This window comes from Candidatus Zixiibacteriota bacterium (genome assembly GCA_018820315.1).
Taxonomy (GTDB): Bacteria; Zixibacteria; MSB-5A5; order JAABVY01; family JAHJOQ01; genus JAHJOQ01.
Genome location: JAHJOQ010000056.1, coordinates 1 through 20,480, shown reverse-complemented (window position 1 = coordinate 20,480; position 20,480 = coordinate 1). Strand labels below are relative to the sequence as shown.

Here is a 20,480-nt window from a genome sequence, read left to right as displayed (position 1 = left end):
GTAACTTGACAAGCACACAAAGAGGGGTGCACAACTGAATACTTCGAGCATACAGGATGAGCGCTGTCAGAAGGTGGCGCTTATTCTTAACTCCCGTCAATCCAAACAACCGACCGGATCAGATGCGTGGGTGGTGAATACCATCGCCGCCGCCAATTATGCCGCGTGCGAGGGATTCGGACTGATATCAAGCGTCGGTATGAACACATACGAACTGGTGACATATCTGGCTAGCAAACTGGAAGTCCCGCTCGATCTGATCGTGCCATCGTCGATGAGCGGCTCGCCTAATGAGCTACTTGAATCTTTTGACCTCAACAACTCGATAACCCGGATCAGTGCCGTCGAATCATCCGGAAAATCATCGAAAGACTGGTGGCTCGACAGAGATCGTACTGCAATCGGGAACGCTGATCTGGTTTTGCCGGTATCTGTGAATCCCGAAGGCAACCTTGCGATGATGATTGCTGGTCACGCAAGGTGTGATGCGGTCACAGATCACACATTCTCGACTCCGTACACGAAATCCTCGCGCCGACTCTACAATCCGCCAGACAAATCCAGCATCGTTATCTCGAAGCATGAATCGTGGGACTATCTAACACACTGGACTCGAAGTTTCGATGGTCCCTGGCCAAATCAGAAGTCGTTCGACTACTATGATGAAATGATAGCATCTGCAGGCAGTTATTCTCATCGCGCACTGAACTCTCTCAAGAATATCCTGCAAACCAGCAAAATCTTCGGCACAGGAGAACGCATTCAGGGGGGCTACGAAGTCGTCTCGCTGACAGAGCGCCATCCGGCAGACGCCGTAACCCTCATGAAATGGCGCGCGCGGTTTGTTCGCTGGAATTTCGAACCGTATGGAATTGCAATTGAGAGGAATTTCGCCGAATCGATTGGAATCAGACCCGTAATCTATGCCACTCCAAATATCTTTCAGAACATGCGAGATTGCGACAAGCCATACTTCCAGAATAAAGGTGAGAAATCGGGCAACTGGGAGCCGGAACAGGAATGGAGATTCCACGGCGATATTGATCTGAGCGAGTTGCCTGCAGACAAGGCAAAGATCATCGTTCGGAAGGGCTCCGAAATCAATGAAGTTAGAGAACTGACTTCTTGTGAGGTGGTCGCACTTACAAACGAAGAATGACCTCTACACTTCGATTGGGCGATCCATAAAGTCGTGGAGCGTGGCGAAATATGCCGCTGACAGATCAGTTAGCGAACAATCAATCATTGAATTGATCTTCAGCCTGTCTCCGCCGACACTTCCGATTTGTGCGAACGTTATTCCTGCATCGCGCAACTGCTTCGATGCCCTGCCAACATCCTTCGCGGTCACCGTCACGATGAACCTCGATTGCGACTCCGCAAAGAGCAGAATGTCGTGGCGAAGATCAGATTCGAGTTTCACGTTGCAGCCGATCTGATTCTCGCGATCAGTGATGCAGCATTCTGCAAGTCCTACCGCAAGCCCGCCTTCGGATAGATCATGACATGATTTCAATAGCCCGGATGTAATCAAGTTCCTGACTGCATCCTGTACGAGCTTTTCATGCTGCAGGTCGAGCTGCGGGCAGTCGCCGCAGATTTTGCCGTGGACGATTTTCAGATACTCCGATCCGCCGAGTTCTTCGTGTGTCTCGCCAATCAGCAATATGATATCACCATCATCCTTGAAATGCTGTGTCGTGATATGCGCGATGTCGTCGATGATCCCGAGCATTCCGATTACCGGTGTCGGGAATACTGCACGATTGGTGATCTGGTCTTCGTTGTAGAATGAGACATTGCCGCCAGTCACCGGTGTTTCGAAGACTCTGCATGCCTCACCCATTCCACCGACAGCCTCCGTGAAATTCCAGTACATTTCCGGCTTGTACGGATTCCCGAAATTGAGGCAGTTGGTGATCGCAACAGGCCGTCCGCCAGATGCGGTGATATTGCGCGCAGCCTCGGATACAGCGATCTCAGCGCCGCGCCTCGGATTGAGATAGCAGTACCGTCCATTGCAGTCGGTCGTCAATGCAAGAGCCTTCTTTGTCTTTCGAATTCTCATCACAGCAGCATCGGACCCCGGAGCGACAGCGGTGTTCGTTCTGACTGTCTGATCGTACTGGTGATATATCCAGCTACGGTCGGCAATACACGGAGATCCGATCAGCTTAATCATCGAATCATCGAGATCGTTCGGAACGGCAATATCTTGTATGTCAAGTTTATTGAGTTCATCGAGGTACGACGGACATTTCGTCTCGCGCTTGTATATCGGAGCTCCTCCGCCAAGCACGAGAATATCTGCCGGCATGTCAGCGACGACCTGTCCATTATTGCGAACGATAAGCCTATCCTCATCAATGACAGTACCGATCTGCACTGCATGCAGTCCCCACTTCTTGAAAATTTCCTGCACGCTATTCTCGTTCCCCTTCTTCACGCATACCAGCATCCGCTCCTGAGATTCGGAGAGCATTATCTCGTACGGTGTCATATTGTCTTCGCGCACCGGCACTTTGGTCAGATCGATATCCATGCCCGACTTTCCGCGCGCAGACATTTCGGTCGTGCAGCAGGTGATCCCCGCCGCGCCCATATCCTGCACCCCTACGATCAGGTCCTCTCTGATTATTTCGAGTGTCGCTTCGAGAAGGAGCTTCTCCATAAATGGATCGCCGATTTGCACCGACGGTCTCTTTGATTCCGTTGCCTCAGATATTCCTTCAGATGCATATGTCGCTCCGTGGACGCCGTCGCGGCCTGTCGATGAACCGACGATATACACAGGATTGCCGGCGCCCTTGGCAGTTGCGCTGATAAGACCATCGGTCTTGACAATCCCGACAGCCATTGCGTTGACGAGTGGATTTCCAGCGTAGCAGTCCTCGAAATAGACCTCACCGCCGACTGTCGGCACACCGAACGAATTTCCGTAGTCGCCGATACCTTTGACCGCTCCGTTAAATAGATACCGCGCCCTCGGCTGATCGAGATGCCCGAAACGAAGCGAGTTAAGACACGCGATCGGGCGTGCACCCATTGTGAATATGTCGCGCAAAATCCCGCCGACACCGGTGGCTGCGGCCTGGTATGGCTCGACTGCTGTGGGGTGATTGTGCGATTCGATCTTAAATACAACCGCGAGGCCGTCCCCGATGTCGATAGCTCCGGCGTTTTCTTCGCCTGCCTTGGTCAGGAGCGCAGAGCCTTCGCGGGGGAGAGTCTTCAGGAGCGCGATTGAGTTCTTATACGAGCAATGCTCCGACCACATGACTGAGAATATACCGAGTTCGGTGTAGGTAGGCGTCCGCCCGAGAATCCTGAGAATCCAATCGTATTCGTCTTCGGATAGTCCGTGTTCTATTGCGAGTTCGAGATCGACTTTCGGCTCAGCCATACCACCTCCTGAAAGAGAGCAATAAAGGTGTTTGAACCGATCAGTCAAGGGAGATTTCAGCGGCAGGGGGTCTTGCAGGGTGGAACGCGTTCCACCATCTTGTTGATCCTCATCGTTCATCCGCCTACAAGTCCGGGCATCGGAGAATTGCGGTGAACGCTGTGGCAGAAGTGTGCTAAAAGAGTCGGTGGAACGTGTTCCACCACCTTGTTGATCCTCATCGTTCATTCGCCTACAAGCCCGAGCTTCGGAGAATTGCGGTGAACGCTAAGGCAGAAGTGTGCCAGAAGAATCGGTGGAACATGTTCCACCCTACAAGACTCGACTTCAACGGGATTGATACACATGCCAAAGAAAGGCAGGCCAGACTGCGCTAAAGCGCAATCGTGGCCCGCTCAATATTCGAGAACAGATATTCTACTTAACGCCGATCAGCGCGACATCGAAAATTAGTGTCGATTTCGGCGGAATTACAGGCGGTCGGCCGCCGGGACCATAGGCGAGGTCGGATGGGATAATCAGCATTCTCTGGCCGCCAACTTTCATCGACGCTATGCCTTCATCCCATCCCTTAATTACACTACCTTTACCGATCGGGAACTGGAATGTCTGGCCTCTGTCGCGCGAGGAGTCAAACTTGGTGCCGTTTGTCAGCCAGCCGGTGTAGTGCATCTCGCACATCTGGCCGTTGGTCGGTGATGGTCCATCGCCAACTGTTATGTCGACATACTTCAGACCACTCGCGGTCGTGACAGTATCACCGATTGCCATCGTAATACCGGCTGCTGCAGGTTGTGATGCCGGTGGGGGTGTGGTTTTCGGCTGAACCGCCTCTTCCATTTTGGATTCGGGAGTCTCTTCAGCATCGCCGCCACATCCTGCCGCGAATATCAGGAGCAGGATAGCAAGAATAGAAATTAGTGTCCTCATTCGATTTTCCTCCATTGCTATTTGGTGCTTGGTTAATTGCGGCGAAGATAAGCATTTTGGAGCTAAATGCAAATATTAATTCCGGAGAGTGAATCTTCACGATTCTCTAAGAAAGACATTTACCTGATTGCACAAAACTCAAGATTTCGAGTCATTATAACCGGGCATACAAAAGTCCCTATCTACCTGCCGCAGTAGATAGGGACCGCCCAAAACCATAGCTTGATAGCAAGATCCAGTTCAGCTTGCCCAAACCGAGCCAACCAGAGACTTACTTCTATGTATATGCCGACCTTCTCTTACGCAACAGTTGTGCCAAAGAGGCTGTCGGGCTTTCACTCGGATTCAATGGCTGTAACTCGCTGTCTATAAACTGATTACACACAATGTGGATGTTCGGCGGCTATTGCCGTCGCATGTACCGCAAAAGTCCGAAGCGCAGAATATGCTCCACAACAAACGAATACAGCCGGTATCCTATGATAACCGGCTGTATCACTTGCGTTTAAATGCACGCGCAAGACGTGGGGGTAGTTATTCGATTATACGCATCACATATCGTGTCTTCTCATCTTGGAGCGCAGTGTCGCCTCCGGAATCTGCAGGATCTGCGCGGCTCTGCGGATGACGCCATCTGTCAACTTTAGCGCCTCTCTTATACGGTTCCGTTCGAATTCAGCGAGTTGCCGGGAAAGGCCACTTGCCGATTCGATGCCTTTCGAATCGATCGGCTTGGAGAGTCTGGCTTCGAGCGATGTCACAACGCCGACAGGATCTCCGGGATACTCCAGCGCGCAGAGCTGAATCTCGTTCCTCAGTTCGCGTATGTTGCCGGGCCAGCCATACCCGAGAATATTCGGGATACTCTGATGATCGAAAATCCCATTCACATCACCGAGACGGATTCCATTTTCGCAGAGGAAGAACTTGATCAGTTCCACCAGATCCTCGCCTCTCTGTCGGAGGGGGGGAAGTTCGAGAGTCATCACCGCTATCCTGAAGTAAAGATCCTGACGGAACGCGCCTTCGGAGACATCTTCCTCCAAATCGCGGTTGGTCGCGGTGATCAATCTGAAATTGACTGGGTGGGCGACTGTGTCACCGATTCTTGCCACTCGTTTTTCTTCCAGACAGCCAAGCAGTTTCGCCTGGAGCGATTTCTGAAGCTCACCGATTTCATTCAGGAACAGGGTGCCACCATCGGCAGCTGACACAAGTCCCTGCTTATCCTCGACAGCATTAGTGAATGATCCCTTGACATGCCCGAACAATTCGCTCTCCGCGAGATCTTTCGGTATCGCGGAGCAGTTGACCGGGATAAACGGTTCCCCCGATCTTATCGACGAATGGTGGATATATTTCGCAAGGAGGTCCTTGCCGGTCCCTGTCTCGCCGGTAATCAGAATCGGAATGTCGGAATCCTTGCAGTGATTGACGACCCTCAATATCGAGCGCATCTGGCGGTTCGCCGTCGCAATCCGCACCGATTCGCCAGTAGCTCCTGTGACAATATATATATGTCTGTTCTGAGGAGCCGCCTCAATCGCCTCAGGTTTCCTGAACATATCCAAGTCGAGTCCAATCGTACTGTACAGCTCGATTGCAGTCTGCTGATAATGAGCCTTGGCGGACACATCCACCCAACTCAATTCGCATGCTCGCCGAAAACAATCGGCAAGCTCATAGATTGTGCCGAGACTGCGCAGCAATGCAACTGAATACTCCAACTGCTGTTTACTGTCGGTCTCACAACGTTTTGCGTCAGAAATCTCAGCGAGAAGCTTGACGCTCTCGGCGATTTCGAGCTTTTCGTCGATTCTCTCCGCAACATGCAGAGCCTTGTTCGCTGATTCCTCTGCCTCATCAATACGGCGCAGCTTGAAGAGAATCTGACCTTTCAACCGCTCCGATTGACTGAGGAGGTCGCCTTCGGCAGCCACTGCGGAACCCGCCTCGATTGCGTTGTTTGCCGCACTCAGCGCTTTGTCGAGATTTCCCTGCGCCAGAAGCAGTTCTCCCTTGTACTCGAAATAGATCGCAAGTTCGCGCCGCAGCGTCTGCTCGCGGATAATCAACAGAGCCTTCTTGAGATTGCGCCTCGCAGAGTCGAAATTCGCCAGGCGAATCTCAACAAGCGCGAGGGATAGGAATGATCGCGCAAGACTTACATGATTGCCGAGCTTGCCATGCTTCTCGATGGAAACAGACAGCTTATCGACAGCATCGTGGAATTTTCCCTGACGGATCGCAATTCGTCCAAGGTTACCGCTGATTCTGGCCAGGCGTAACTCATCGCCGAGCTCTTCAGCACATCTGCCCGCTTCACCGAGCAGGCTGCAGGCTTCGTCATAGTCGGCCCTGAGATAGCGGATGCCTGCTATCTTGTTGAGCGTGTCTATGATTCCTAAAGTATTTCCGCAGCGTCGGTAAGTAGCCGCAACATCCCTATACTCGCGTTCGCTGCGATCTGTATCTCCTAAGTACTGACTGGCTCTCGCGAGCTCAGTCTGGACAAGAGCAAGGAGTTCGTGATCTGAGGTATCCCTGACAAGATCGTATGCTTTAGAAGCTGTCGAAATTGCCTCCATATAGTCGCCTGTCTGATTGAACAGAGTGGCCTTCAAAAGCAAGAAGCGCGGTGAATTGTGCGACAGATTCGGATACGCCGATTCGAGATCCACGACTTTAGCCGCAGCCTTTTTCAGATCACGATTGGAGCTATACAGCTCTAACTGCAGAAGCTCCGCTCTGAATTTTGGGCTATCTGGTGTGGACATATACCTAACTACTTGCTTGTGGTGGTTTTTTTCCTAATTACCTTTCGGTCGGTCGCGTCAACGTTTGCCGGTTTGACCTTGGAAATCACGACATGATACTTCGTGAACCACCATGGCAGCCCGAGCTGATTGACGATGATGATATTCGGTCCGATGTTTGCACCATCAGGACCGCCGTCATCGTTGTCATCCCACGGATCACCCTCGGTGATCGGCTCCGGATCATCGACATCAGGAGTCGAGATCAGAGGAACTACGCGTCCATCCCAGGCAATCGACGACGGGACTGCTCCAAGAAGGAACGCCAGACACACAACCAGAACCATCACTTTGCTGGCTTTCATAACACACACTCCTTGATATGGAAAAGCACACTATTATCTAACCGAATAATAAGACGCATCTGGACATAACTCGTTTAATGCTGTCTGCTCGACGGCGAGTAAAGAGGGGGTAACGTCAGTTACTACTTTAATATTATGGCCTGATTCAAGTTCTGTCAAGAAGTATCTTCGACCAATGAAGGGTGCAAATGCGGTGGCGCAGTGGTCGCAAGTGACTACCCTGCATCCTCTCATACATGCGGTTAATTTGCCGATACACTATAGGAAGGGCATCCGATAGATACATAGTCACCATGGGAGAGATGCATGCGTCGAGAAGTTGTTGTCGTTGAAGGGCATATAATTGATTCCGGCATCATGTCCGAAATCCTCGATACGGTCATAAAATCTGAGGCTCAGTTCAAGATTGTCTCCTTTGACATGGGTAAGACGAATCTCGACCCATCGCTGGCAAAAATCGAGATAACCGGAGAAGCTGAGAAAATCGGCTCGCTGCTCCCGCGGCTAAGCTCTCTCGGCTGTTTCCTCGACTCACCACACGAAATCAGCGTACTGCCGGCTGAGGCGGACAGTGTCGTTCCTAATGACTTCTACTCGACCACAAACCATGTAACGAAGGTATTCTCCAATGATGCCTGGGTTAATGTCCGGAATCAGAGAATGGATGCTGTGATTGTCATCAGCGATAATGGCCCGGTCTGCCGCAAACTTCGCGATGTGAAGCGGGGAGACATGATCGTCTGTGGTGTCGAAGGAGTCCGCGTTCTCCCGCAATTTCGCGATAGAGACAGATCCGATTTCGCATTCATGACCAGCGAGATATCATCCGAAAGGCGGGTCGAGCTGGCTGTCAGGCGTGTAGCGCAGATCATATCACCGCCCGATGTCAAGACCGCCATAGTTGCCGGCCCGGTCGTCGTTCACACCGGCTCGTCACATGCTCTCTGCAGCTTGATAGAAAATGGTCATATCGATCTCGTATTGTCGGGCAATGCGCTAGCGGTTCATGACATCGAACAGTCGCTCTACGGCACATCGCTCGGAATCCACCTCGACAACGGCCTTCCGGTCAGCGACGGCCACAGAAATCACATTAGAGCCATCAACACAATCTATCGCGCCGGATCGATTGCAGCGGCTGTGGAATCGGGGGTGCTCAAATCGGGGATCATGTACTCATGCGTCAAGCATAATGTCCCATTTGTTCTGGCCGGATCGATTCGCGATGATGGTCCGCTGCCTGAAGTAATCACTGACATGAACCTGGCACAGGAGAAGTACGCCGAGGCGCTGCAGGACATCGATGTTGTACTGATGCTCTCAACCATGCTGCATTCGATAGCCGTCGGCAACATGCTGCCATCGAAGGCGAAAACCATCATCGTAGACATTAACCCCTCGGTTGTCACGAAGCTGAGCGATAGAGGCTCATCACAGGCAGTCGGTGTCGTCACCGATGTCGGCCTTTTCCTCCATCATCTGTCTCAACAACTAAGAAGCTGATATCCCTCCGGTCTTTTGTAGGGCAGCGATCCGTAGTCACGCAGTGCGTGACGGAGTGATCCTGCCTATTTCTTTCGTTCAGAAGTTGGTTCACGCGGACGTACACCAACCACTGGAATTTGAGGCTTCACAAGGATTTCCGCGCGGGCAGGAATCCCTTCCTGCACGATTCACTTAGCTGTCAGGGAGGGTTCCTGACAGCGCGGTTCATGTGGACTTAATCGACTCTTCCTGAAGAGGCAATTCAACCAGCCGCAGTCATCGATTGAGGCTGCACAAGAATTCTCAATTCATGTGGACAATTGGATGTTTTGGCTTGACAAATAAGAGTAATTAAGTATAATATAATCACAGTGCACATTCCTCTGCACTTGCCTTACCAATGCCCTATCCCCAGGGCGATTAGGACTGGATCTGGAGTCAGCTCGTGCAACCCGAGCTGGCTCCTTTTTTGTGGGAACTATTGCATAGAACAATCCCACATCGGGGATGTACCGTTTTGTTGACTTTCTTTTCCCAATTTCATTATAAGATTGTTCAGATATTGAGCAGCTTCATGAAACTGTTCATGTTTTGAACAGCCTCTGCCGAATTATATGGTGGAGGTGAGAAATGGGTCTTGCAAAACCTACTTCTGATGGTATACTTAAAGCATTGGCGATCTTTGTTGGGGCAATCGGTGGAGCAGCTGTCGCTGTTGTGGCTGGCAAGCTACTTGATTACTTGCTGCGATGATTCTGCCTAATCTTGGGTCCAGGATTCCGGATGACGTCTCTTGATTCCTTGGTGAGCTGCCGCGATCCGGCGTTGATGTCTGCGGTGCAGGCTATCGCGTACGAGCCTTCATCAAGTATAGAAGTCTTCAACGCCTCAATCCGCTCTTTAAGCACGGTGATTAGATCAGCAGTCCGAAATCCAAAGTCATAGTCGTTTTTTTATTGTGCTAGCCCAGCTTAGCCTTGCAAAAGAGTTGCATCACGCTATATTAGAATTAGCCCAGCATATAAAATGTCAGACTTGTTAGAAGGTGAGGGCGGCAAGCTAATATTGATGCTGTCTCGATTCGCACGAGGTTCATGCGAGTCTTGAAGCCGCAGCATAGGGCGCAGGGGAAACGCCTGCAAGATTAGAACTGGTCCTGCTCTCCAAGGAGATGAATCATGACAAAAGCCAAAGCAGACGGAAAGATGTTAGCTGAACACGTCTTGGAGGTTCGTTATGCCGCCTTAGGCAGTTTCTTAGACGTACGGGGACGCATCGCCGACTATGTCAGACGCAGGAACCTTTTCCCCCACTGGAAGATCGATTCGAACGTTGTCAATTTCCGTGACGATTCAGAAGGTGTTAAGCGGGAGGGAGCTTTCGTCGGCTATAAGAGCGCCGGCTACGTCACTTTGGATCCGGCAACACGCAACTATTTCGCAGATCGCGCATCACGCTTCTGGAAATCGCTGCAAGAATACGATCAATTCAAAATTCCGACGCCAACTCGCTTCGGGGCAAGAACAAAGATCTTCGTGCCGTCGGAGCACTCCTTTGAAGCGATCAATAAAGCCTCATTTGAGACTCTTTTTTCTGACAAAGCTAGATCGCTGATTGGGGAGGAAACAGATTTTCAGTTTACAATCGAGTTAAGAGAAGATGTTTTTGACGTCCGGGTTTCAGGGGGACCGATACACAAGGATGAAGCCGGGCGGTACTTCCAATTTGAATCTGATCGCTTCAATCAGTGCGGTCTGTATCTTGACATCGACTATTTCAAGAGTGACGGCTTAGCGGCATCCGACATTCCTCAATTGCTGAAGAAAGCGATTGAGCTCTCATGGTGCAAGGCGGAACAGATTGCTTCCGGAGTCGGGCTATAACCATGGCGATAAAACGCTTAGTAATTGAGTTGGACGATGCGCCAGATCTAAGGGACCACACTGACCCGCCAGCTTCTCTCATTGCTAAAAAAGATAGTACAGCAGAAGTTGCGAGCACCGGTACACCGGATCAACAAGAAGACTATAGAGAGCAGGGGGCATCAGAAAAGGATCAGGGTGGCCCTGTGCCGGAGGTGACGGGCCGAACTCCTTGGGATTTGGTAGTGGCATTTGTTAATCAGCCTGAGTTTATGGCAACAGCCTTGACGTTTCTCGCTTTTGTGACTTGTGTCCTTAAGGTCGATAGTCTTGGTGACTTGGAGTTTAGTGACTTGAAGTTCCCGTTAGCTGTGGCCGTTATATTGAACTTCGTTTGGTTTGGTGTAAGATGCTTGAGGCGCCTTAGAAGTCGAAGCAGGAAGTAATGAAGTGGAATTCGTGCAACCCGAGCTGGCTCTTTTTTTGCATGATACCGAGCTTCGGCTTGCATGATCACCGATTCGGGATATATTGAAACTATACGGTCTCACTATTTCGAATGCCGAGGAGATATTACCATGAAACGAGCTCTGATATTCTCATTTATTCTGCTTTGCATATTCACGGGTGGAAACGCTTTCTCTCAGACTTTCTCAGATCCATTCGCGCCGACATTTTCCAGCGCGGCCGGTGACAATGTCCAGTTCGACTTCGATGTTGCCGATTCACTCGCAGATGAGTTCTCGATTGTGCACCAGATAATCTATCGCGATCCGGCTGTGAACGCATGGAATCTAGCAGAAATGACTGAGCTGTATCAGGTATGTTCTGTCTACACATATTCAGCTACCGCCGAATATGTCACGACCACCTCGCAGTTCGAATGGTACAACAGATCGGAGCTGGATACGGTGGTGGTGACACAGTCTCCGAAAAACATTGGTGGTACATTTCCGGTGCCGTCATATCTGCTCGCCGATCTCGGCGCTGATCCCACCGGTGACGCCGAGGGTACATCAGCGAGCTATCTCGATATAACACACTGCTACGGCAGTTATTCCGACACTAAGCTCTACGTAAGGTTCGAGAACAATGGTGGAGGATTCCCGACCAGCTCCGGATTCACCTTCTTTGTGTACTCCGTCGGAATAATCGATCCCGATGCCACCGATTCTATCGCGTACGCATTTGTTTACGCCAGCGTGCCGTTGTTGATCGGCCCAGGACTCTATAAGATCGATCCCGCCGACAGCTCATTCTCTCAAATTGGAAACATCACAACGAATATTTCCGGAAACGCTCTTTCGATGTCGTGTAATATCTCCGACCTGACAGCGCAGCCGGGATGGTCCGACTGGCCGCCTCCTTCGAATCTCATAGTCCTTGCACCGGTGACAGCCACACAGAGCCTGTCGGGTATGGCGACTAATGACTGGGGGAAGATCGCTATCTTTCAGCCTCAATCGAATCTCTCCGACTATTCGTCCAATAACGCTCCGACACTGTCAGGTGCGTCAGCCGTTGCGGGAGAGGGAAGGTTGATCTCAGCATCGGTTACGTACACTGACACCGACAATCATCTCGCAGTCATAAGAGACTTTCATGTCGAACTTGATCTCCACCCTATGAGCGCATGTGTGAAAGATTACGCATCCGGCACACTGTTCGAAACTGAAGTCACGGTCACATCAGGCGGATGGTACGACTACTATTTCGAATTCTCTGATGGTGCGGCAACGGTGACGACAGATATCGATTCGGTTTATGTCGATCTGCAGACATATGTGGCGGGAGATGCCGACGGTAATGGAGCTGTTGATATCGACGATGTTGTGTTTCTTATACAGTATATTTTCGCCAGCGGTCCCGCCCCCGATCCGCTCGAATCGGGTGATGCAGACTGCTCAGGTGCGATCGACATCGACGACGCTGTCTATCTGATTGCCTACATATTCTCAAGCGGCCCCACGCCCTGCGCGCTTTGATGTCGGCTCTTTTGGTCAGCTTACCGTGATCAGAGTCAGGTGTAAGAAATATCTGTATTACCCCGACCTCCCCGACTCAGCAGAGTAGTGAAGTCGGAGCATTTACTTTTTATATTGACGATTGTTCTCGCCTTGTATATAGTCAGAGCAAAGATCCTAAGTCTAACGAACAACCAGAGCACAGCGAATGAAGATGCAGCACGGCGGTTATCTGACAATCTACCTAGAATCGCTCAGGATTGACAGCGTTCTCGATTTTGATCTGTACACGCTCCACGACGGAACCTATGTGCTGTATAGATCGAAAAGATTGCCATTCACTGAGAACGTTCGTAAGACACTGATCGAGAATGGCGTTCCCAGATTATATGTCCCCAACTCTGACCGTCACGTCTATCAGAAATATGTGGAATCCAACCTGACAACGATTTTGAGCGATGCCTCAATTGAGGAAACGACCAGGGCAGGAATCTTTTACGATAGCGCAAAATACCTGGTCGAAGAGGTTCTGAACAACCCGACTCGGGGGGAAAACATCAAGCGCAGTCAGGCTATGGTGGAATCGACAGTCTCATTCGTACTCTCCAGACGGGATGCGTTTCGCAGTCTGCTGAAGGTCATGTCTACAGATTACTGCACTTACACACACTGTGTCAATGTCTGCACTTACTCGATTGCGCTCGCCCAGGCAGTCGGGATTACAAGTGCCGATGAACTTCACCAGCTCGGCACAGGTGCTATGCTGCATGATATTGGCAAGAGCAGAATACCCGATTCAGTCCTGAATAAAAGAGGAATACTGACGCCTCTTGAGATGGAAATGATCCGAAAACACCCCCAGTACGGATTTGATATCATCAAGAAAACAGACATTATATCTGAAGAATCATGCGCCCCCATAATCCAGCATCACGAACGGGAAGACGGGTCCGGCTATCCGAACAGTATTGGTTCCTCATACATTCATCGGTACAGTAAGATCGTATCGATTGCCGATGTCTTTGATGCGATGACCACGCAGCGGGTATATCGGGCCGCCGAGGAAACCTACCCTGTACTGAAATGGATGTTTGAGAATAAGCACGTATTTGATGCGCATTTTCTTGAGCAGTTCGCCAAGGAATTGGGTCCAGGCGTGCCTGAAGGCAGCTGAGCGCTCTCCTGAACCGCGATACTCACCTATCAGCAGAACTCGATGACAGGGGTCGGTGGTGGGTCATGTGTTCCGACAATAATCGCTATTCGCTGGTGTGTTGGGTCGTTCACCGGCCACAATGGTTCCGCTCGTGTCGATCCGGAGCCATTCTACTCCAATCAAAGCAGCGACGCACTATGAAGATACTTCGGATTACTTGATGACCTTAATCGTCCTCTGCAACATTTTCGGGGTGACGTTTGATCCGTCCGCCTGCTCTGCTGCCGTCAATGCCTCCTCAGCCCTCTTCTTGCCTGCCTCGAACGCCTTCTTGATTTTAACACGATCGAACTCGAGCGATCCCATGTGGAGAATTTCGGGCGCTATGAGAACGATATTGGCGTTTCGATGGTCGGCGAACGGGAAACCAGGCGGGAGGTTTTGGTGCATGCTCTTCAGCTTGTGATAGTACTTCACCGCTTCGTTGATACTTATCGCAGTTTCCAGATCGTTGCGGTATATCTCGTCTGTCAGCAATTCAATGGATCTTGATAGTATTTCAATTCCGCTGTCGAGTTTACTTTCGTCAGTGATCTTTTTTGTCTCGAGGGGGCTGGCGAGAATGACGTAGATCGTGTCCGGATCATCCACAGTAGAATCTGCGCTCTCACCCGTTTCTGCCAGAGCCGCAAATGCCGAAGCCAACGGAGTTATGTTTCTAACCCCTCCGTCCACCCAGCGCTCCGTGTCAATATCGACCGGATTGAAATAGACCGGGATTGCGGCCGAAGCCCTGATCATGTCCAGGATTCTCTCATACCTGCCACTCACCGCATAGTACTCACCCCCCATCAGCCCTACGACACCGATGCGGAGAATCCGACCAGAGTCTTTGAGCTTGAACGGGTCGACATTTTCCTTGATGAGTTTCCAGAGCGGTTTGTTCGAGTAGATGCTGTCGGCTTTTAACAAGAGTCCGACCATACCGCCGAAGCGTTCATAGTACACATCTTCATTCTCATCGATAGAGAACCAGATGTTTTCGAGCTCATACAATTGGCCGACGAGACCCACATATCCTTTGCCCTGCGCCAGCATTGCGGCATTGAGATTGCCGGTCGACACTCCGACAATGACTTCCGGATCGATCTCCTTGTCTTTGATGAGATAATGTGCAGCGCCCAGTTCAAAAGCACCCTTCGCACCGCCTCCAGACATAACAATTGCGGTCTTTCCCATGATTACACCTCCACATTTTACCCCGTAAGTCTCGCCCGTTGTGATTGATTAGCAATACAGTTTTCAGATTGCAGAGGCTTTACTTGAAGCCAACGCCTCTGCGTCGATCAATAATCTCAAGTTCCCGCGGGCAGTTGTTGTGGAATAGCTACCGCGGAAGGAGTCATTAATATAGCCGCCCTGCGAAATGAGAGAATTGCCTGCCAGATATAATCAGAAGGGAGAGAGGCTTGTGGCCGTTTGGAATAACACCTTACAGTCACGGTAAAGGGTTTTTACAGCCTCCGCGGTGTTTAGGAGACGCTACTCCAAAAGGAGGTCACGGCGTCTGGTTCAACCTGCTAGGGGCGACCTTCATCAGAAAATTGTTAGAATTTCAAACGATCGCCTCTCTCACCGTTCATGACCAAAATACAATCAGGATGCCCTCCAGGCAACCGTTTTCGTATGCCAAATTATCATTAATTTCTTTAATCCATCATGCCCAGGTGTGGATTCTCTCATTGCACTCCCGGATCACTTTCCTGTTGTGAAACAACGCAATTCTGTGTATCGTATCAACTTGTATAGATGAAGTAACATTCGAGGATTCTTTCTGCATCCTATGAGCCACCATCCAGGATATGGGATGACTTGGAGCTCACCCATTTCTGAGATAATCAAAATTCAATGAGGTGAACAAATGACAAAGCGCACAATCTCGATGGTGCTCGCCATCACAATCGTGCTCCTGACCTGCACTGCTGTTTTCGCCGACGAAGCTCTTGAGGCACTGCAGCCGAATCAGGAAATCGCTGCTTTCGCAGTTGATAATCTGTATGACAACGACGCCGCTATCGCCATTGGCGCGAGATTCCATCACGTCCCCTCCGGGATGATCCTTGATGTCCTGCGGATTCAATCGGTCCCGCAGGCATACATGTGGTTCAACAGCTTTCCGGACTCCGATAAAGGAGAGCCGCACACCTGCGAGCATCTCCTTCTCGGCAAGGGCAACAAGGGACGTTATGTTTCCTCGCTGGAGAACATGTCGCTCGGCAGCAGTTCCGCCGGGACATACACGCTCCACACGGACTATCATTTCAACACGACTGCCGGTGGTGATGTGTTCTACGAACTGCTCGAGGCCAAGCTCGACGCAATGCTGTATCCGAACTTCTCCGACGAGGAAATCAGGCGTGAAGTCTGCAACATGGGTGTCGTAGATGATCCGGAGACTAGTACCCTCAGCCTCGAGGAGAAGGGCACTGTCTACACCGAGATGGTCAGCACATTCGAGCGTGCAGGAACGATATTGTGGTATGATCTTGCCATTCTTATGTACGGAAAAGGGCATCCCTGCTCCAACGAATCTGGCGGGACTCCGGAGGGGATACGCAGTCAGATTCCCGAAGATCTTCGCAAATTCCACGGTGAATCATATTTGCTTTCGAACATGGGCATGATCGTATGTCTGCCGGATGAATATGGTCTCGAGGACTTCCTCCGGAAAACGTCGGATATTCTCGAAAAGCTTGACCCCAATGCAGAGCCGGGACCAAACCCAGGCTTAGCCGAGGATAATCTTCCCGCACCTAAACCTGCCCCGGCAGGGACTACGAAGTTCATCGAATTTCCGCATCTCAATGAGAATGAGCCGGGAATACTCACATTCGCATGGCCTCCGACTCAAAAGTTCGACAACAATGAAAAGCGTGTTGCTGACCTCCTTCTCGATAACCTCGCATCGGGACAGACCTCTAATCTGCACAAGAAGTTTATTGATTCACAGACGCGCGTGATGGATATCGGCACGAACGGTATCTATGTCGGATTTGCGTTTGATTTCGGACTGCCCATTTATCTCTGGTTCTCGAATGTAAGCCGTGAATCGCTAAATGAAAATACGATAGATTCCGTGAGGTCGGTTGTTCGGGCAGAGCTCGAAAAGATTGCGAATTTCGCCGACGGTTCCGAGGAATTGAAGAGCTTCAATGATCGCGTGCTCAATAGAATCGCCGAGAGCAAACGCTACACGAGGAAATTCGTTTCGACTCCGCCGAGATTCGGATATCGGAGTATCGGCAATGAATGGGCCGACCTTCTCAAGCGTCTTCAGACCACCGACGGCTTCAGGAAGGACTTGATGCAGAAGCAGGAAACCGAATTCGCCGAGAATCTCATCAAATCGGGAAGGAACTTCTGGAAAGAGTATATCGACAAGTGCAAGCTGCTGGAGTTTGAGCCGTATGCTATAGCGGCAGTCGCAAATCCTGAGCTTCTCGAGAAGGACAAGCAGACGAAGCAAGCACGCATAGCCGAGTATGTCGATGGCCTGAAGACGAAGTATGGCGTCAGCTCGGATCAGGAGGCAATCAGTCTGTGCAAAGCCGATTATGACGCGAAGACTGCTGAAATCGAAGAAGATGCGAAGAAGATTGACATGCCTACATTTGTCGAGCAGCCACCGATGGCGCTGGACGGGCAGTTGAATTACACAGTCAGCAAAATGCCTGGCGGTGGTCAGATGGTTGTATCTACATTCGAGACGATGACCGGCACTAATGCAGGCCTTGTGTTTGGGATGGAGGTCGTTCCGGAAGAGTATCTTGTCTATGTGCCGGCTCTGCCGACGTTCTTAAATGAAGTTGGCGTGATCGAGAATGGTGTCCCAATTGCATACGACGAAATGAGCGAAAGAATACGTCAGGAGATACTGTGGGTCAATGCAAGTTATTCTACAAGATATGCATTTGATCGCGCGGAGCTAGTGATCGCTGCTGCCGGATCTGATATGAAGGAATCTGAGAGAGCAATCGAATGGATGAAACTCGTGCTACTCAATCCGGATTGGCGCATAGAGAATCTGCCACGCATTAGAGATGCGATAGACCTTCGTCTCAGCAATTCCCGCAATACCATGAAAGGAAGCGAGGAGAGATGGGTCAGCGGTCCTGCAGCCGCATATCGCAAGCAATCGAACCCGCTACTGATGAGTGCAGGGTGTTTTCTAACACAGAATCACGCTTTGCAGCGAGTGCGCTGGATGCTGAAAGAGGCTGGAAGTGCATCGGTGAATAACGAAGTCTCCGGTTTTCTGTCTGATCTCGGGGCAGTGCTTGTCGTCTCCGATCGTGCGGGCGCTGAAGTATTGCTGTCGGATGTGACTGCAGAAACTCCAAAAGCGGACAACGCTCTGCGTGAGAAGTTCGACGCCTTGACGCCGGATGCGAGGATACTAGCATCAGAAGCAGTCAAAGATCTGACGCAGAATTTGCATGAAGTGCCGGATGCCACTCTCGGTGCTGACCTTGACTATATATGCAGGCAGATCGATGCAGACTTGAGTGTTCCTCCGGAGAAGGCGCTGACCGACCTAAAGAACATGATGGAATTCATCCGCAGGCAGGATAACGTCCGTTCGTATGCGATTCTCAACAGCAGTATTGCTCAAACTCTCTTGCCGAAAATTGAGGAGACCGTATCGGGTCTGTCGAATGCAGCGTCTGCCGTAGTGCATTACAGCGATGAGCCGCTCGTGAAGTCGCGTCTGGCTGAGCGCAATCCCAAAGCTCTGGATCCGGTATATGTTGGACTCATCAATGAGAACACTCAGAACGGTGTATTCCTGAACAGTGCAAGGAGCGCGGGTTATCTCGATTTCGACGATGAGTCGCTGCTCGATTTCCTTGCAGCTCAGCTCTATGCCGGCGGTGGCGCGCACAGTATGTTCATGAAGACATGGGGAGCCGGACTTGCCTATTCGAATGGGATCGGAACAAATTCAGCAAGTGGACTTATGAGCTACTATGCCGAGCGGTGTCCCGACCTCGCACAGACAATTCAGTTTGTCGCCGATGAATTGAAGAATGCGCCGAACGATCCGAGTCTTGCGAATTATGCGGTCGCACAGGTCTTTAGAAGTTCACGGGCAGCATCCAATTATGAAGATCGCGGAACGGCGATGGCGACCGATCTTGCAGATGGCTTGACACCTGAGGTTGTGAAGAGATTCAGAGAGAGCGTCCTCGAACTCAGCAAGGCACCCGATTTGTATGACAGGATACAGTCGCGGATGTTGGCTACTTATGGTGAAGTTGTTCCGGGTCTCGATCCTCCGGGTCGCACGGCAACCGACGCGGTCTACTTCATCATTGGCCCTGAGACGCAATTCCAGTCATTCGAGGAGTATTTGAGCGGTACCGAAGGTAAGACCGATGTCTACCGACTCTACCCGCGCGATTTCTGGATTGTCGGTAGCGAAGCAGATTGATATTAAGCTCGATATGTGGCCGCGATCTCTGATCGCGGTTTACGGTACCATTGACAGGATCTCCTATCTTGCGTTGGTGCGCGGGACGGAACCCCTTTGACGCGCGGGCAGGAATCCCTTCCTGCACGATTCACATAGTTGCGCAAAGCAATGTAGATCAAGACCCCTGAGGTTTTGACATCTTTCGTACGACGGCGATCCTGATGATTCTTCCCTACGTCGTCTGCATATTCAGTCACCACTCACAACGCCGCAGGCGTTGTCATGCCGACGAAAGAGCCTGATGAAAAAGTCACGGACCGAGGCACGTCGTCATCGCGAGGAGCGAAGCGGCGTGGCGATCTTTATGTCAATCAAGGCTATTGTGGAACGCGGAGATTGCCATGCTTCGCTCGCAATGATGACGTCATTCAGGGTTTTTCAACAGGCCCGAAAGTCGGTATCAAGAAGGTGCCAAGACTGGATTCCGATTTGCATCGGAATGACAGCTCTTCGGGCTGTTGGGATCTTGCACACCGCAACGCGCTGTTGCCTAAGCGAGGAAATGTGGTCAACCCCTCTGTGGTTTTGACATCTTGACTTGCAACGCCGGAGGCGTTGTCATGCCGACGAAAGTCGGTATCCAGAGAATGTCCTGACTGGATTCCGATTTGCATCGGAATGACAGCTCTTCGGGCTGTTGGGATCTTGTACAGCGCAACGCGCGGGAAGGAATCCCTTCTTTTCCGTTATGAATAGAGCCGTCAGGAAGGACTCCTGACGGCGCTCGATGGCGGGTGTGATTCGCTGACTGCGGTCGAAATCTCAGAGGCGGCTGTTGCGCAGTTCGAGATCAATGTAGCACTTAACCGTCGCGGCTCGGAGCAAGTGAATGTGATGACCGGCGATGCGTTTGAGATACTGCGCGAGATGGCGGACGCCGGGGAACGATTCGATATGATTATCCTCGATCCTCCCGCATTCTGCAAGAGCAAGACAGCTATAGTGAAGGCGTGCAGAGGCTACAAAGATATCAACCGCATAGCGATGCAGCTGTTGTCACCAAACGGCATTCTTGTGAGTTGCTCC

Annotated in this window: 13 protein-coding genes; 8 read left to right on the top strand and 5 right to left on the bottom strand. The window is 51.0% G+C overall.

Annotated features, from left to right (window positions below; genetic code table 11):
- Window positions 1-73: 73 nt before the first annotated feature.
- Window positions 74-1,159 carry a hypothetical protein gene (locus KKH67_04810; protein ID MBU1318501.1) on the top strand — a complete coding sequence of 362 codons (1,086 nt, stop codon included), beginning with the start codon at window positions 74-76 and terminating at the stop codon, window positions 1,157-1,159.
- 3 nt (window positions 1,160-1,162) lie between these two features.
- Here KKH67_04810 and purL read toward each other — a convergent pair whose 3' ends face one another.
- The 4 genes from purL to KKH67_04790 all read right to left on the bottom strand — a co-directional run bounded on the left by purL (window position 1,163) and on the right by KKH67_04790 (window position 7,454).
- Window positions 1,163-3,403: a phosphoribosylformylglycinamidine synthase subunit PurL gene (gene purL, locus KKH67_04805; GenBank protein ID MBU1318500.1), complete on the bottom strand. Its 2,241-nt coding sequence runs from the start codon at window positions 3,401-3,403 to the stop codon at window positions 1,163-1,165.
- Window positions 3,404-3,820: 417 nt separating this feature from the next.
- Window positions 3,821-4,333 (bottom strand): FKBP-type peptidyl-prolyl cis-trans isomerase, encoded by a 513-nt coding sequence (locus tag KKH67_04800; GenBank protein MBU1318499.1) that lies wholly within the window; start codon window positions 4,331-4,333, stop codon window positions 3,821-3,823.
- A gap of 551 nt (window positions 4,334-4,884) precedes the next feature.
- Complete coding sequence (locus KKH67_04795; protein ID MBU1318498.1) at window positions 4,885-7,110, bottom strand: sigma 54-interacting transcriptional regulator; 2,226 nt, start codon at window positions 7,108-7,110, stop codon at window positions 4,885-4,887.
- A gap of 8 nt (window positions 7,111-7,118) precedes the next feature.
- A complete protein-coding gene (locus KKH67_04790; GenBank protein ID MBU1318497.1) occupies window positions 7,119-7,454 on the bottom strand; it encodes a hypothetical protein in 336 nt (111 codons plus the stop codon).
- Window positions 7,455-7,760: 306 nt separating this feature from the next.
- Between KKH67_04790 and KKH67_04785 the strand changes: the two genes are divergently transcribed.
- From KKH67_04785 to KKH67_04765, 5 genes are all read left to right on the top strand, one after another.
- A complete protein-coding gene (locus KKH67_04785; GenBank protein ID MBU1318496.1) occupies window positions 7,761-8,957 on the top strand; it encodes a TIGR00300 family protein in 1,197 nt (398 codons plus the stop codon).
- A 1,160-nt stretch (window positions 8,958-10,117) separates the two neighbouring features.
- Complete coding sequence (locus tag KKH67_04780; GenBank protein MBU1318495.1) at window positions 10,118-10,822, top strand: hypothetical protein; 705 nt, start codon at window positions 10,118-10,120, stop codon at window positions 10,820-10,822.
- Between the two features lie 557 nt (window positions 10,823-11,379).
- Complete coding sequence (locus KKH67_04775) at window positions 11,380-12,786, top strand: dockerin type I repeat-containing protein (protein MBU1318494.1); 1,407 nt, start codon at window positions 11,380-11,382, stop codon at window positions 12,784-12,786.
- Between the two features lie 187 nt (window positions 12,787-12,973).
- Window positions 12,974-13,939 (top strand): HD domain-containing protein, encoded by a 966-nt coding sequence (locus tag KKH67_04770; protein MBU1318493.1) that lies wholly within the window; start codon window positions 12,974-12,976, stop codon window positions 13,937-13,939.
- A gap of 42 nt (window positions 13,940-13,981) precedes the next feature.
- Complete coding sequence (locus tag KKH67_04765; protein MBU1318492.1) at window positions 13,982-14,122, top strand: hypothetical protein; 141 nt, start codon at window positions 13,982-13,984, stop codon at window positions 14,120-14,122.
- Between the two features lie 12 nt (window positions 14,123-14,134).
- Here the strand turns inward: KKH67_04765 and KKH67_04760 are convergent, their stop codons facing one another.
- Window positions 14,135-15,160: a patatin-like phospholipase family protein gene (locus tag KKH67_04760; protein MBU1318491.1), complete on the bottom strand. Its 1,026-nt coding sequence runs from the start codon at window positions 15,158-15,160 to the stop codon at window positions 14,135-14,137.
- Between the two features lie 682 nt (window positions 15,161-15,842).
- On the opposite strand from KKH67_04760, the gene KKH67_04755 reads away from it, so the two are divergent.
- Both KKH67_04755 and KKH67_04750 read left to right on the top strand, forming a co-directional pair.
- Window positions 15,843-19,412 (top strand): hypothetical protein, encoded by a 3,570-nt coding sequence (locus KKH67_04755; GenBank protein ID MBU1318490.1) that lies wholly within the window; start codon window positions 15,843-15,845, stop codon window positions 19,410-19,412.
- A gap of 756 nt (window positions 19,413-20,168) precedes the next feature.
- Window positions 20,169-20,480: class I SAM-dependent methyltransferase (locus KKH67_04750; protein ID MBU1318489.1), on the top strand; the 312-nt coding region annotated here is incomplete at its 3' end.